Raw genomic sequence first — 13709 nt, 5'->3', positions numbered from 1 at the left:
GGAACGGGCACGAAGGCTCATAGCGGCGTAACCTCGGCGGCGGCGGCAAGCCGCTCGATCTCGGACAGGAGCGGCACCCCGCCCCCGGCCGCGCCGACATCGCGGGACACGGCGGCGGCGGCGCAGCCGGTGGCCAGTCGGGCGGTTGCCTCGGCATCCAGCCCCCTGGCCAGGGCGGCTGTCAGCCCCGCCACCATGGCATCGCCCGCCCCCACCGTGGTGGTCAGCGCCACCTTCGACGGGCGCGCCCAGAGTGTCGCATCCGGCAGAACAAACAGCGCGCCGGCGCCGCCATCGGACACCACCACCCGCTCGACGCCCTGCCGCCGCAGCGCCCGCGCGCCCTCGATCAGCGCGGCACGGTCCGGCAGCGGGCGGCCCAACAGGGCAGAGAGTTCAGCCCGGTTCGGCTTCAGCAAGGCTGGCCCGGCCGGCAGCGCGGCTTCCAGCGCCGGGCCGCTGGTATCCAGCAGCAGCTTGCGGCCATCGGCGGACAGAACCCGCATCAACGCGGCCCAGGCATCCACCGGCAGCCCTGGCGGCAGGCTGCCCGCCAGCACCACGATGTCCGGCGCCCGCGCCGCCAGCCGCGCCCCAAGCTGCCGCAATGCCTCCTCGGAAGCCTGCGGCCCGCCGGGGTTGATGTCCGTCACCTGGCCGGCTTCGGTTTCCACCAGCTTGACGTTGATGCGGCACCGGCCCGGCAGCGGCACGAATTCACTCGCGATGCCAAGGGGGCGCAGAAAGGCCTCAAAGGCCGGAATGTCGCCCTCACCCAGCAAGGCGGCAGCGAGGGAAGGCTCCCCGAGCACCGCCAGCATCACCGCCACGTTTATGCCCTTCCCCGCCGGCCGCAGCTCGGCGGGGCCGGTGCGGTTCACCTCGCCCGGCTGCAGCCGTGGCAGCCGGATGGTCAGGTCCAGCGCCGGGCTCAGCGTCACCGTGGCGATGTGGGGCATGGCGGCATCAGGCGGCATCGGCGAGTTCCCGCAGGCCGGGCAGCATGCGGACTTCAGCGGCCGTGCCGCAACTCAGCGCCTGCCGCGCCACCGTGGCGGCCCTGGCCATGCTCAGCCCGCGAATCTGAGCCTTGAGCGCCGCCACGTTGGGGATGGAGACAGAGAGTTCATCCACCCCCAGCCCCAGCAGGATCGGCGCCGCCATAGCATCGGCCGCCATGTTGCCGCAGACGCCGACCCAGCGGCCACGCGCATGGGCGGCACGCACCGTCATGTCGATCAACCGCAGCACGGCCGGGTCCAGCGCGTCGGAACGCGCGCCCATGGTGGGGTGCTGCCGGTCCACGGCCAGCGTGTACTGCGTCAGGTCGTTGGTGCCGATGGAGAAGAAATCCGCTTCCTCCGCCAACTGGTCGGCCATCACGGCGGCCGAAGGCACTTCCACCATGATACCCACCTCGATGCTGGGCGCATCCAGGGCGGCCCGTTCCTGTTCGATCAGCACGCGGGCGGCGCGCAGGTCGTCCAGTCCGTCCACCATGGGCAGCATCAGCTTGATGTCGCCATGCCGTCCCGCCCGCAGCGCCGCGCGCACCTGGGTGCGGAACAGTTCCGGCTCCGCCAGGGACAGCCGTAGCCCGCGCAGGCCGAGAAAAGGATTGGCCTCGGCCGGATGGCTCACGAAGCGCAGCGGCTTGTCGCCGCCGGCATCCAGGGTGCGCAGCACCACAGGCAGCCCGCCGAAGCCCTCCGCCAGGCGGCGGTAGAGATCGAATTGCTCTTCCTCCGAAGGCGGATCGGCACGGTCATGGAACAGGAATTCGCTGCGCACCAGCCCGCTGCCCTCCGCCCCGGCGGCAACGGCATCCAGCGCCTCTTCCGGCCGGCGCACATTGGCGGCGACCTCGATACGGTGGCCATCCCGCGTCACGGCCGGGCGGAAGGCGGCCTGCCGCGCAGCGGCGGCCCGGTCCTTGCCGCGCGCCATGGCGGCCTCGGCGGCGGAAAGCGCCATGTTGTCGGGGTTGGGGTGCAACTGGCCGTGGTCGCCGTCGAGCACCACCGGGGTGCCGTCCGGCAGCGCCAGCACCGCCGGACCCGCCGCCACCACGGCCGGAATGCCCATGGCACGGGCAAGGATGGCGGTATGCGCCGTGGGCCCACCCGCGGCCGTCACCATCCCCACCACTTTCGCCGGGTCGAGGTTGGCGGTTTCGGAGGGGGTCAGATCCTCCGCCATCACCACCGCGCGGTCAGGCAGCGCCGCAGCCTCCTGCCCCGGACCGACAAGCTGGCGCAGCACACGCCGGGCCACGTCCTTCAGGTCAATGGCGCGCGCCGCGAGCAGTTCATCGCCCAGGCCCGCCAGGGCGGCGGCGCGAGCCTCGGCCGCGTCCCGCCACGCAGCCGGGGCGGAAGCGCCCCTGGCAATGGCGGCATGGGCCTCCGCCACCAGTTCCGGGTCATCCAGGAACTCGGCGTGGGCGGCGAAGATTTCGGCATGCTTGGCACCGATGCGGGAGGTCATCTCCCGCGCCACGTCCTGCAGCTCAGACCGCGTGGCCGCCAGCGCGGCATCCAGCGCGGCGGTTTCGGCTGGGGCATCGGTGGCCGTCTCGGCAAAGCCAGCGGCCTCGGAGCGGAAGCGATGCAGGACACCGACAGCCACGCCCGGGCTCGCAGGCAGGCCGGAGATTGTGCCGGGTCCGGCAGGCAGATGCCGGGACGGCATGGGCGGCGGCGCATCCATGGGGCCGGCCGGCGTGGCATCGTTGTCGCCCAGCCCTTCGGCGAAGGCGGCGCGAAGTGCCACCATCGCCGCCGCCGCATCCGGCCCGCTGGCGGCCAGGGTCAGCCTGGCGCCAGGGCCGGCGCCCAGTTGCAGCAAGGCGATCATGCTGCGCGCATCAGCCTGCCGCCCCTCGAAGGACAGCGAGATGGCGGAGCGGAAGCTTTTCGCGATTTGGGTGACGGCCCGCGCCGGGCGGGCATGCAGCCCGGCCGCGGCAGGGGCCTGCACCTCGGCCGTCAGCCCGCCCTCGGCCACGGCGGCCGTGGCTGTCCCGGCCTGTGGCAGCGGCGCCTCCGGGTCCAGCGCGCGCAGGATCTCGGCCACATCGGTAGTGGTCGCCAGATGCCGTGCGAGTTGTTCCTCGCCCAGCACTTCCGTCAGCCGGCGCAGCACGGCGATGTGCTCGTCCCCTTGCGCCGCGATGGCGACCACAAGGTGCGCCACGTCGTCGCCATTCCAGCGCACGCCGCTTGGCACCTGCAGCACGGCGATGCCGGTCTGTGCGATCATGCCGCGATCGCCCCGCTGCCCATGCGGAATGGCAATGCCGTTGCCGAGGAAGGTATCCGCCTCCCCTTCCCGCCGCAGCATGCTCTCGGCATAGCCGGGCTCGATGGCCCCGGTATCGACAAGCAGTTGCGCGGCCTGCCGGATGGCAGCGTCCTTATCCGCCGGGCTCGCGCCCAGGCGGATACGTTCACGGGAAAGGATCACGGCGGAAACGGTTCCTGTGCCTTGGGCAGGCGGGCGCGGCCCCTGCCATTTTTGACAGAGGCTCAACGCTGGTCCGGCATGATCGGATGCGAATCAGGCTTTAGAAGGGGATGTCGTCGTCCAGGTCGCTGCCGCCGCCCTTCGGCGCATCCCAGCCGCTGCTGCGCTGCGGCTGGCGGGCTGGCGCGCGCTCACCACCGCCGGAGGAGCTGCGGCTGCCGCCGCCATAACCACCACCGCCGCCGCTGAAGCCGCCTTCCTCGCCGCCCGTGCCGCCACCACGGCTATCGAGCAGAGTCAGCTCGCCGCCGAAGTTCCGCAGCGTCACCTCGGTGGAATAGCGCTCCTGGCCCGCCTGGTCCTGCCACTTGCGGGTTTCCAGCTTGCCCTCGATGTAGACCTTGCTGCCCTTGCGCAGGTACTTCTCGGCTACCTCGCCCAGGCGCTCATTGAAGATCGCGACGGAGTGCCACTCGGTCTTTTCCTGCCGGTTGCCCTCGCGGTCCTTGTAGTTCTCGGTGGTGGCGATGCGCAGGTTCACCACCTTGCCGCCGTTCTGGAAATTCCGTGTCTCGGGATCCCGGCCCAGATTGCCGATCAGGATCACCTTGTTGACGCTGCCGGCCATGCCGCACTCTTCCCCTGGAAATCGTAGCCCGGTACCGCCACCTTTACGCCTTCCCAACAGGAACGGCGTGACCGGGGCAGCCTGAGCTGTGTCACGTTACGGTGCGTGGAGCCACGCACAAACCGCAAACTAGCGTTGTCGCCCCCGGGGGGCCAGTCCCCTCCGGCAGGCCTTGTCGCGGCCTCTGCGCTTACCACCTTCACGCCCTTCGGCAGTGATGACATAATAGAACACAGCGCGAACACAAGCGCTCAGGAGCCCGTTTTGACGAAGCTGAAGCCGATCCCCGCCTCCTCTGCCCTTCGTGGCGCCCAGAACGGGGAGATCCGCGTCCGCGGCGCACGGCAGCACAACCTGAAGAATGTCGACATCGATATTCCCAAAGGGACGCTGACGGTCATTACGGGCCTTTCCGGCTCCGGCAAATCCTCCCTGGCCTTCGATACCATCTATGCGGAAGGGCAGCGGCGCTATGTCGAGAGCCTTTCCGCCTATGCCCGCCAGTTCCTGCAGCTGATGCAGAAGCCGGATGTGGATTCGATCGAGGGCCTCTCCCCGGCCATTTCGATCGAGCAGAAGACCACCAGCCACAATCCCCGCTCCACGGTCGGCACCGTCACCGAGATTCATGACTACATGCGCCTTCTCTGGGCGCGTGCCGGCATCCCCTATTCCCCGGCCACCGGCCTGCCGATCGAGGCTCAGACCGTCAGCCAGATGGTGGACCGCGTGCTGGCCATGCCGGAAGGCACTCGCCTGCTGCTGCTGGCCCCCGCCGTGCGCGGCAAGAAGGGCGAGTTCAAGAAGGAGCTGGCCGAGTACCAGCGCCGGGGCTTCGAGCGCGTCAAGATCAACGGCACGCTGATGCGGATCGAGGAAGCCCCTGCCCTCGACAAGCGCAAGAAGCACGACATCGAGGTCGTGGTGGACCGCGTCGTGGTCAGTGGCGAAGGGCTGGCCCAGCGGCTCGCGGATTCCTTCGAGACCGCGCTGGGCCTGGCCGATGGCGTGGCCTATGCCGATCATGCGGATAGCGGCGAGCGCACCGTCTTCTCCAGCCGCTATGCCTGCCCGGTCTCCGGCTTCACGCTGGAGGAGATCGAGCCCCGGCTGTTCTCCTTCAACTCGCCCCAGGGCGCCTGCCCGGCCTGTGACGGGCTGGGCACGGAAAGCTTCTTCGACCCGCATCTGGCCGTGCCGGATGACAACCGCAGCCTGGCGGATGGCGCGATCGCGCCCTGGGCCGGCAATGGCGCCGCTTACTACGACCAAACGCTGGAAAGCCTTGCCAAGTACTTCAAGGTCAAGATGACGACCCCTTGGGGGGAGCTTCCCTCCAAGGTGCAGGACGCCATCCTGAACGGCACGGGCAGCGAGGTCGTCACGCTCTCCTACAAGGACGGGCTGCGGAAATACGACGTCAAGAAGCCCTTCGAGGGCGTGCTGCCCAACCTCACCCGTCGGCTGCGGGAGAGCGACAATCCTTGGGTGCGTGAGGATCTTTCCCGCTATCAGGCTGAACAGCCCTGCCATGCCTGCCGGGGCGCCCGGCTGAAGCCGGAAGCCCTGTCCGTCCGCTGCGCTGATCTCAACATCGCCCAGGCCAGCGAGCTGTCCATCCGTCACGCCTTGCCCTGGTTCGAGGGCGTGGAGAAGCAGCTCTCTCCGCAGCGGGCGGAGATTGCGCGGCGCATCCTGAAGGAGATCATCGAGCGCCTGCGCTTCCTGCTGGATGTGGGGCTGGATTACCTGACCCTCGCGCGCGGGTCCGCCACGCTCTCCGGTGGTGAAAGCCAGCGCATTCGGCTGGCATCGCAGATCGGCTCCGGCCTGACAGGCGTGCTCTATGTGCTGGACGAACCCTCCATCGGCCTGCACCAGCGCGACAATGAGCGCCTGCTGGGCACGCTGCGGCGGCTGCGGGACCTCGGCAATACCGTGCTGGTGGTGGAGCATGACGAGGATGCGATCCGCACCGCTGACCACCTGATCGATATCGGCCCGGCGGCGGGTGCCGGCGGCGGCCGTATCATTGCCCAGGGGACGCCGGCCGAGGTGCAGGCCAATCCGGACAGTGTCACCGGCGCCTACCTATCCGGCCGGCGCAGCATCGCCGTGCCGCAGAAGCGCCGCCAGCCCAACAAGGACCGCATGCTGCGGGTGGTGGGTGCCACCGGCAACAACCTGCATGACCTGACAGCCTCCATCCCGCTCGGCACCTTCACCTGCGTCACCGGCGTTTCTGGCGGCGGCAAGTCCACCTTCACGGTGGAGACGCTCTACAAGGCCGCCGCGCGCCGCCTGATGGGCGCGGGCACGGTCCCCGCGCCGCATGAGCGGCTGGAGGGGCTGGAGCACCTCGACAAGATCATCGACATCGACCAGTCGCCGATCGGCCGCACGCCGCGCTCCAACCCGGCCACCTATACCGGCCTCTTCGCCCCCATCCGCGACTGGTTCGCGGAACTGCCGGATAGCCGCGCGCGCGGCTACAAGGCCGGACGCTTCTCCTTCAACGTGAAGGGCGGCCGCTGCGAAGCCTGCCAGGGCGACGGCGTGCTGAAGATCGAGATGCACTTCCTGCCCGACGTCTACGTCACCTGCGATACCTGCAAGGGCAAGCGCTACAACCGCGAAACACTGGAGGTAAAGTTCCGCGGCAAGTCCATCTCCGATGTGCTGGAGATGACAGTGGAGGAAGGGCTGGAGTTCTTCTCCGCCGTGCCGGCCATCCGGGAAAAGCTGCGGGTGCTCAGGGAGGTGGGCCTTGGCTACATCCACCTCGGGCAGCAGGCGACCACCCTGTCCGGCGGCGAGGCGCAGCGCATCAAGCTATCCAAGGAACTCTCCCGCCGCGCCACGGGCCGCACCCTCTACATCCTCGACGAGCCGACCACCGGCCTGCACTTCGAGGACGTGAAGAAGCTGCTGGAAGTGCTGCACCAGCTTGTGGACCAGGGCAATACGGTGCTGGTGATCGAGCACAACCTGGAGGTCATCAAAACCGCTGACTGGATCCTGGACCTGGGGCCGGAAGGCGGTGACGGCGGCGGGCGGATCGTGGCCGAAGGCACGCCGGAAGAGGTGGCGCAGGTTCCTGGCAGTCATACCGGACGCTTCCTGGCACCGCTGCTGCCGGAGCAGGTAGCGAAGCCGGCAGCCAAGCGGGCACGGAAAGCCGGGTAAGAAAAAGGGCGCTTCCATCTGGAAGCGCCCTTCTTGTTTCAGCGGAGCGTGAAGCTGATCGGCATCTGCAGGCGCACCGGGTCGCCGGGAATGCTTGCCGGCGGTGCCGGGAGTGGCGAAGCGCGCTCGATCGCCTCGCCTGCGGCTTGGTCCAGGTCGTCGTTGCCGGTGCTTCTGACGATGTTCCAGCTTGTGACCGTGCCGTCACGACGCATCGTGATATTCACGGTCGCCACGCCCTCGATCCGGCGCAGCCGCGCGCGCTGCGGGTAGCGCGTCGCCCGCTTCAGGGCCGCAAAGACCGAGCTGACATAATTGACCGGCGGCCCGGCGGCGGCGCGGCTTTCCGCGGCCGCGGAAGGCGGGGACGGTGGCGGCGCGGCGGTGGTGGCACCCTGCGGCGCCTGGCGCGCCATCGGCTGCGCTTCCACCGGAGCGGTGGTGGGAGCCTCGCGCACGGGCTCACGCCGTGGCGGCGCGGGGCGCGGCGGCGTTGGCGCCGGCGGACGGGCCTGGGCCGGCGGGGGCGGCGGCGCAGGCGGGGGCGGCGGAATATCGATGGTTTCCAGCGGCACCACATCCGGCTCGGGCGGTCGCTGCGGCTCCGGCTCGACGGCCTGAAGGGTTTCCATCGGCGGGGTCGGGGCTGCCTCGACAGGCGGCGGCGTGACAGCCTCGGGCGGCGTGGCTGTCACGGCCTCGGGCGGTGGCTCGGACACGGTTGCCGCTTCCGGCGCCGTCATGGCCAGGGGCGGCGGAGGCACCTGGGCGGCCGTGGTTGGCTGCGGCGCCACAGCCTGCGCCTCCTCCATTGCGGGCGAGGATTCGGAGGCTTCCATCTCCGGCGCCGCAGGGGCCGCCGCCATCTCCAGCGGGATGATCTCCGGTGCCGGCGGCGGCATGGTCGCCTGCGGCAGGCCGTAGAGGAAGAAAGCCAGCGCACCACCATGCAGCAGGGCGGAAGCGCCCCAGCCAAGGATGCGGTAGCGAGAGCCCTGGCCCTCGCCTGGCAAGGCGATGGTGGTCATGGCGGCTCTCCGCTCAGCGGGCCTGCACGACCGGGGCGTTCGGCTCCACCTCGGCGATCAGCGAGACCTTGGTGATGCCCGCCTGGGTCACACGGCCCATCACGCGCAGCACCTCCCCGTAAGGCGCGGTGCGGTCGCCACGGACATAGACCGGCGCCTCCGGGTCATTCTTGTGCAGATCGGCCAGGCGGGACGGAAGGTCGGCGGCCGAGATCTCGTCCTTCGCGAGGAAGACCTTGCCGTCAGCGGTCACGGTCAGCACCACTGGCGGCCGGGGCGCGGCGGCGCGGGGAGCTGCCGTCTTCGGCAGTTCCACCGGCACGCCCACCACCATCATCGGCGCCGCGACCATGAAGATGATCAGCAGCACCAGCATGACGTCCACCAGTGGCGTGACATTCATATCCGCCATCGGCAGGGCGGAGTCGTCATCATCCTGGGCGAGGCCCATGCCGGAGAAAGCCATGGCGGATTACTCCGCCGCCGCGTGGGCGCGGGCCTGGACCGGCGTGGCGCCCTGCGCCACTCCAGGCGGGCGGCGGGACAGGTTGGAGGCGAGCTCGGAAGCCGCGCCATTCGCTTCCTGACGCAGGCGGCCCAGCCGCACCATCAGGCGGTTATAGGCGATCACGGCCGGGATGGCGGCCACCAGCCCGATCGCGGTGGCGAAAAGGGCCTCGGCGATGCCCGGGGCCACCACCGCCAGGCTGGTGTCGTTGCTGCGCGCGATGCCCGCGAAGCTGTTCATGATGCCCCAGACCGTACCGAAGAGGCCGATAAAGGGGCCGACGGCGCCGGTGGTCGCCAGGAAGGGCAGGCCCGGCTCGGCACGGCGAAGCTGCGCGCCGATGGTGCTGCGCATCGCGTGCTCAATCCGGTGGCGGTATTCGCCGCGGCTTTCATGCGGGTCGCGGCCCTCGCGCCATTCCCGGGCACCGGCCCGCAGCACCTGGGCCGCAAGCTCCTCGCCCTGCGGCGTCGCGGCCGCAGCCGCACCGGCACCGGGTGCCGCGGCGGCGACGAGATGCCGGATCTGGCGGGAGATGCGGGAGAAGAGCACCGCCTTCTCGATCACGATGGCCCAGCAGATCACGGAGGCCAGCACCAGCGCGATCATCACGCCTTTCACCACCCAGTCGGCCTGCAGAAACAGGCCGAGCATCGAGAGGTCCGCCCCATGCATCGCGGCAGCGGCGGCATCGACCGCGGTGGTGGGGTCGACGGCGGCGGGATCGGTCGGGTTCATGCGACCTCCTTACTTATCGAAAGACACGCCGCTCACACGCGACGAGAGGGCAATCCGGGGCAGGCAGGCGGCCCGGCCTTCCGGGGTCGGGCCGCAGGCCAGCACATCGTTCAGCAGCACCGAGCCGATGGTGTCGCAGCCCAGGCCGGCCAGATCGAAGATGCGCGCCTGGGTCTTGTTCTCCGGCAGCGGCCCGATATCGAGCGCCAGCCGGCGGGCGATGACGCCATCCTTGCCGAACATCAGCAGGTCCAGCCGCAAGGGATCGATAGCCTCGCCTGCCGGGTTTCGCGCCACCATCCAGACGCGGCAGTTGGCGCCCTGCGGCTCCAGCCGGTTCAACTCGATGGAGATGCGCTGCGCGTCCTGCGCGGCGGCGGGCAGCGCGGCAACGGCAGCCGCGGCCAAGCCAGTGGCAGCCAGAGCGTACAGGAAACGGCGCATCGCTACTCCTGGGACGGTTACGGGCGTCGATGGCTTATGGCCCGATTGAGACGCATGTGCAATGCGAATGACTCGCAATATTGCTCCGCAGCAGGTCTGGTGGCCTCAGGCCCGATCCAGCGGCGCCAGGGATGAAAGGCGCTGCTTGACCTCCGGCCGTGGCATCGCCTCCAGGGTGCCAAGATGGCGCGGGAAGGCTTCCAGCAGGCGCGAGGCATCATAGGACAAGGGCTGCCAGTGCTGCTCGATGAAGCCGCAGGCGTCTTCCCAGTCCGTCGGCAGGTGCCGCTCATTCCGGTAGAGCAGCACGTAGGGCCGGCCGACTCCGGCATAGAAGTCGCGCATGCGGTGGTCGATGTGCACGGCATGGTCCTCGGCATGGAACCAGCCGGAGGGACCGGCATGGATGTCGAAGCCGGCGCAGGGGATGCCGTAAGCCTCGGCCACCACCAGCGCGTGCAGGCTGGTGCTGAGGACACGGCGGCAGGCCAGGATCTCCTCGACGCGCTGGCGCACCGGCTCCACGCCACGCTCGACCACGGTGTTGATCACCTTCACCACACCCCGCAGGCTCTCGGGGATGGCGTAGCGGAGGAAATCGGGGTGTGCGGCGGCGCTGGGGCTGCGCTGCTCGATCTCGCTGAGATGGATCACCACTCCCAGCTCCCAGCGCTTGTCGATGCCCTCCCCCGGCCAGAGGCGTGGGAGCAACATGGCGGGGTCGCCGTAAACATCCGGTACGGCATAGCCGCTGTCGCGAAGAAGGGCGGCGCTGAAAGGGCCGCGCAGCGCATGGGGCATGAAGCGGGTCAAGGGAGGATGCCGGAAGCCTCTCGGCACCGCGAAGCCCGATTCCTGGGTGCCGCCGAACCCGGCGCCCCAGACATCGACCCGGCCAAGCCGCTGCTTCTGGCCGATCGTACCCACCGAGATCAGCCGCTGCCGCAGTGAGGTGCTGGGGGTGAACTGCACTGGCTGCCCAGTATGCGCCGCGACGATGATGGGGCCGAACAGGTCACCCATGTTGCCGAAGCGCCGGCCGCGCATCCAGTTCATCCGCATCAAAGGACTTTCCCTTCCATCGCCCAGGGCCGCCGCCGGCAAGGACATGACAGCGCATCGGCACTGACAGCCACGACAGTGTTTCAGGACGCAGGTGCTTAGGCTCAGAAAGCCCGGCGGGCGATGGCCTCAATCGTCTTTGCCACAGAATTTCCGTGGTAACCCGCAGGATGCGCTGAAAGCCGCCCCCGCCTGTGAATGGCGAGGCAACTGCGCATCATTTCAAGCATGGGGAGGATGGTGCCGACGCCCGGGATTGAACCGGGGACCTACTGATTACGAATCAGTTGCTCTACCGCTGAGCTACGTCGGCTGACGGGGCGCTATCTAGCGGGATGCGCGGCAAAGGGCAACCGTCTGGAATGCGCTTCCTAGAGGGAATTGTAACAGGCGCTGTTTCCCGACCGTAATCCGTTATGGAACAGGCTTAAGCGCGCACCCTGCCCTGCGGACATCTTGCCCGGCGCATCATGCCTCCATCGAAGGTCCTGGAGTTGATGGAGGCTCCGTCCGATGCACATCACACGTCCCGCCACATTGAAGCGCCGAGCCCTTGCCCTGGCTCTGCTGGCCAGCACGGCCCTCGGCGCTGTCGAACTGCTGCCAACACACGCTCAGGCCCTCGCACCCGCCGCCGCTGCCAGCCATGCGCAGGGGTTCGCGGATCTGGTGGAACAGGTCAGCCCCGCCGTGGTGCGCATCAGCATGATGGAGGCCGCGCCCCGCATGCCGCGGGAATTCCGCGGCACCCCGCTGGAAAAACTGGTGCCGGGCGACCGTCTGACACGCGCCCAGCCGCAGCAGGACAGGGTCGTGGGCCAGGGTTCCGGCTTCATCATCGACCCCGCCGGCTACATCGTCACCAACTACCATGTGGCGGGCAAGGCCGATCAGCTGAAGGTCACGCTGCCCGACGGCACCGAACTGCCCGCCAAGCTGGTGGGCGGCGATGAGCGGACCGATCTGGCGCTGCTGAAGGTCGAGGCGCCGAAGCCGCTGCCCGCAGTGGAATTCGCCACCGGCACGCCGCCACGCGTGGGTGATGTGGTGATCGCCGTGGGCAACCCCTTCGGGCTGAGCGCCAGCGTCACCGCCGGCATCATCTCGGCACGCGGGCGTGACCTTGGCGCCGGCCTCTACGACGACTTCCTGCAGACCGACGCCGCCATCAACCCCGGCAATTCCGGCGGGCCGCTCTTCGATGCGGATGGGCAGGTGGTCGGGGTGAATACCGCCATTGTCTCGCCTTCGGGTGGGTCCGTGGGTATCGGCTTCGCCATTCCTGCCCAACTCGCATCGAAGGTCGTAAGCGAACTGCGCAGCCATGGCGTGGTACAGCGGGGCTGGCTGGGTGTGGAGCTGGGACCGAACGAGGATGGGGAGAAGGCTGGCGCCAGGGTGCTCGCGGTTCAGCGCCAGAGCCCCGCGGACAGGGCCGGCCTCAGGCCCGGAGATGTCATTCTGGAAGCCGATGGCGGCTCGGTGGCCGATGGCCGCAGCTTGGCGCGACAGGTAGCTGACCACGCCCCTGGCTCGGCGCTGAAGCTGGCCGTGCGGCGCAACGCCGCGACTCTGGACATGCAGGTGAAGCTAGGCGACCTGCCGCGCGAAAGCTGAGCCTGCCAGAGCCCATCCCGGCCGGGACGCCGGCCGGGGGGGGCGAGGCTCAATGCACCAGCAGCGGAACCATCTCGTGCTGCAGGACGGCCGCGGTGGCCAGCGAGGTATCCGGGGCCGCGCCGATCTGCGTGCCGTCGGCGGAGTAGATCGCGACGATCTGGGCGCCATCCACCACCACCGGCCGGATATAGGCGATCTGCTCCGCCCCGAAGCGCGCCCATTCAGCGGGCGCCAGCTGCCGCAGCGCATCGGCTGCGGCGAAGGGGCGGGTCGTGCTGTCCTTGTTCATCGTTGTGACTCCTGTTGCCGGCCTCGCGGAGGCCCGGCTGACGGCCGGCAAGTGCCGCACCGTAGGTGAAGCTTTGTCAGGCGTCGCTCTGATAAGCCAACGCGTCAAAGCCATCAGGTTTGCATCCTGGTAAAGCCAGGATGCCGAATGCTCTCAGGATACCGGTTCCTCGTCCGCCGCAGAACCATGCACCAGCGGCCGCCCGCCCTGCCCGCCCCGCATGGCGATGCGAATCGACTTCACCCGAACTTCGGGCTGCGGGCGCTTGAGGTCGATATGAAGCAGGCCATTGTCCAGCCAGGCACCCTCGACATCGATTCCCTCCGCCAGCACGAAGGCGCGCTGGAACTGCCGGGCTGCGATGCCGCGATGCAGGAAGATGCGGCCCTCCGCATCGTCCTTCTGCTTGCCGCGCACGACCAGCTGGTTATCCTCCTGCGTCAGCTGCAGGTCGTCCATGCTGAAGCCGGCCACGGCCAGCGTGATGCGCAGGCGGTTATCGCCGGTCTGCTCGATATTATAGGGCGGATATCCATCGGAATTCTTCGCCACGCGGTCGAGCATCTGTTCCAGATGATCGAAGCCGAGAAACAAGGGCGAACCGAACAGCGACGAGCGTGACATGGCAGGCAAGGCCTCCTCATTCGAGAGCGAGACGACGACGAAGCCCGAAGCACCTCGCCGTGATGGGGAATCTTGTCCTCTTTGGCCCGATTTGCAAGGGGATGCGAGAGTTGCGGG

General features: G+C 68.9%; 12 protein-coding genes and 1 tRNA gene. 2 read left to right on the top strand and 11 right to left on the bottom strand.

Annotated features, from left to right (window positions below):
- Positions 1–17: 17 nt before the first annotated feature.
- From EBE87_RS07125 to ssb, 3 genes are all read right to left on the bottom strand, one after another.
- Positions 18–977, bottom strand: coding sequence for a 1-phosphofructokinase family hexose kinase (locus EBE87_RS07125; protein WP_120637594.1), 960 nt, complete (start codon positions 975–977; stop codon positions 18–20).
- Complete coding sequence (ptsP, locus tag EBE87_RS07120) at positions 967–3465, bottom strand: phosphoenolpyruvate--protein phosphotransferase (RefSeq protein WP_120637593.1); 2499 nt, start codon at positions 3463–3465, stop codon at positions 967–969. Before ptsP ends, EBE87_RS07125 begins: the two co-directional genes overlap by 11 nt.
- 100 nt (positions 3466–3565) lie before the next feature.
- Positions 3566–4093, bottom strand: a complete 528-nt coding sequence (ssb, locus tag EBE87_RS07115; RefSeq protein ID WP_120637592.1) for a single-stranded DNA-binding protein — start codon at positions 4091–4093, stop codon at positions 3566–3568.
- A 264-nt stretch (positions 4094–4357) separates the two neighbouring features.
- Here ssb and uvrA point away from each other — a divergent pair, with 264 nt between their 5' ends.
- On the top strand, positions 4358–7279 hold the full coding sequence (gene uvrA / locus EBE87_RS07110) for an excinuclease ABC subunit UvrA (RefSeq protein WP_233553133.1): 2922 nt from the start codon (positions 4358–4360) through the stop codon (positions 7277–7279).
- Between the two features lie 38 nt (positions 7280–7317).
- Here the strand turns inward: uvrA and EBE87_RS28615 are convergent, their stop codons facing one another.
- The 6 genes from EBE87_RS28615 to EBE87_RS07070 form a co-directional block, all read right to left on the bottom strand.
- Positions 7318–8307, bottom strand: a complete 990-nt coding sequence (locus EBE87_RS28615) for an energy transducer TonB (protein ID WP_147465023.1) — start codon at positions 8305–8307, stop codon at positions 7318–7320.
- A 13-nt stretch (positions 8308–8320) separates the two neighbouring features.
- On the bottom strand, positions 8321–8773 hold the full coding sequence (locus EBE87_RS07090; protein WP_120639934.1) for an ExbD/TolR family protein: 453 nt from the start codon (positions 8771–8773) through the stop codon (positions 8321–8323).
- A gap of 6 nt (positions 8774–8779) precedes the next feature.
- On the bottom strand, positions 8780–9553 hold the full coding sequence (locus tag EBE87_RS07085) for a MotA/TolQ/ExbB proton channel family protein (RefSeq protein WP_120639935.1): 774 nt from the start codon (positions 9551–9553) through the stop codon (positions 8780–8782).
- 9 nt (positions 9554–9562) lie between these two features.
- Complete coding sequence (locus tag EBE87_RS07080; RefSeq protein WP_120639936.1) at positions 9563–9997, bottom strand: Tat pathway signal protein; 435 nt, start codon at positions 9995–9997, stop codon at positions 9563–9565.
- Between the two features lie 105 nt (positions 9998–10102).
- A complete protein-coding gene (locus EBE87_RS07075; RefSeq protein ID WP_158600985.1) occupies positions 10103–11059 on the bottom strand; it encodes a polysaccharide pyruvyl transferase family protein in 957 nt (318 codons plus the stop codon).
- 238 nt (positions 11060–11297) lie between these two features.
- A tRNA-Thr gene (locus tag EBE87_RS07070) sits at positions 11298–11372 on the bottom strand.
- Between the two features lie 200 nt (positions 11373–11572).
- Here EBE87_RS07070 and EBE87_RS07065 point away from each other — a divergent pair.
- Positions 11573–12676: a S1C family serine protease gene (locus tag EBE87_RS07065; RefSeq protein ID WP_120639938.1), complete on the top strand. Its 1104-nt coding sequence runs from the start codon at positions 11573–11575 to the stop codon at positions 12674–12676.
- Positions 12677–12725: 49 nt separating this feature from the next.
- On the opposite strand, the gene EBE87_RS07060 is transcribed toward EBE87_RS07065, so the two are convergent.
- Together EBE87_RS07060 and EBE87_RS07055 are read right to left on the bottom strand one after the other, a co-directional pair.
- Positions 12726–12968, bottom strand: coding sequence for a hypothetical protein (locus EBE87_RS07060; RefSeq protein ID WP_120639939.1), 243 nt, complete (start codon positions 12966–12968; stop codon positions 12726–12728).
- 153 nt (positions 12969–13121) lie between these two features.
- Positions 13122–13592, bottom strand: a complete 471-nt coding sequence (locus tag EBE87_RS07055) for an Hsp20 family protein (RefSeq protein WP_120639940.1) — start codon at positions 13590–13592, stop codon at positions 13122–13124.
- Positions 13593–13709: the final 117 nt, after the last annotated feature.

Origin of the sequence: Teichococcus wenyumeiae (assembly GCF_003696345.1) — a bacterium.
GTDB lineage: Bacteria > Pseudomonadota > Alphaproteobacteria > Acetobacterales > Acetobacteraceae > Pseudoroseomonas > Pseudoroseomonas wenyumeiae.
Note: the sequence above shows the minus strand (reverse complement) of the source record. Positions and strands in the feature narration are given on the sequence as shown.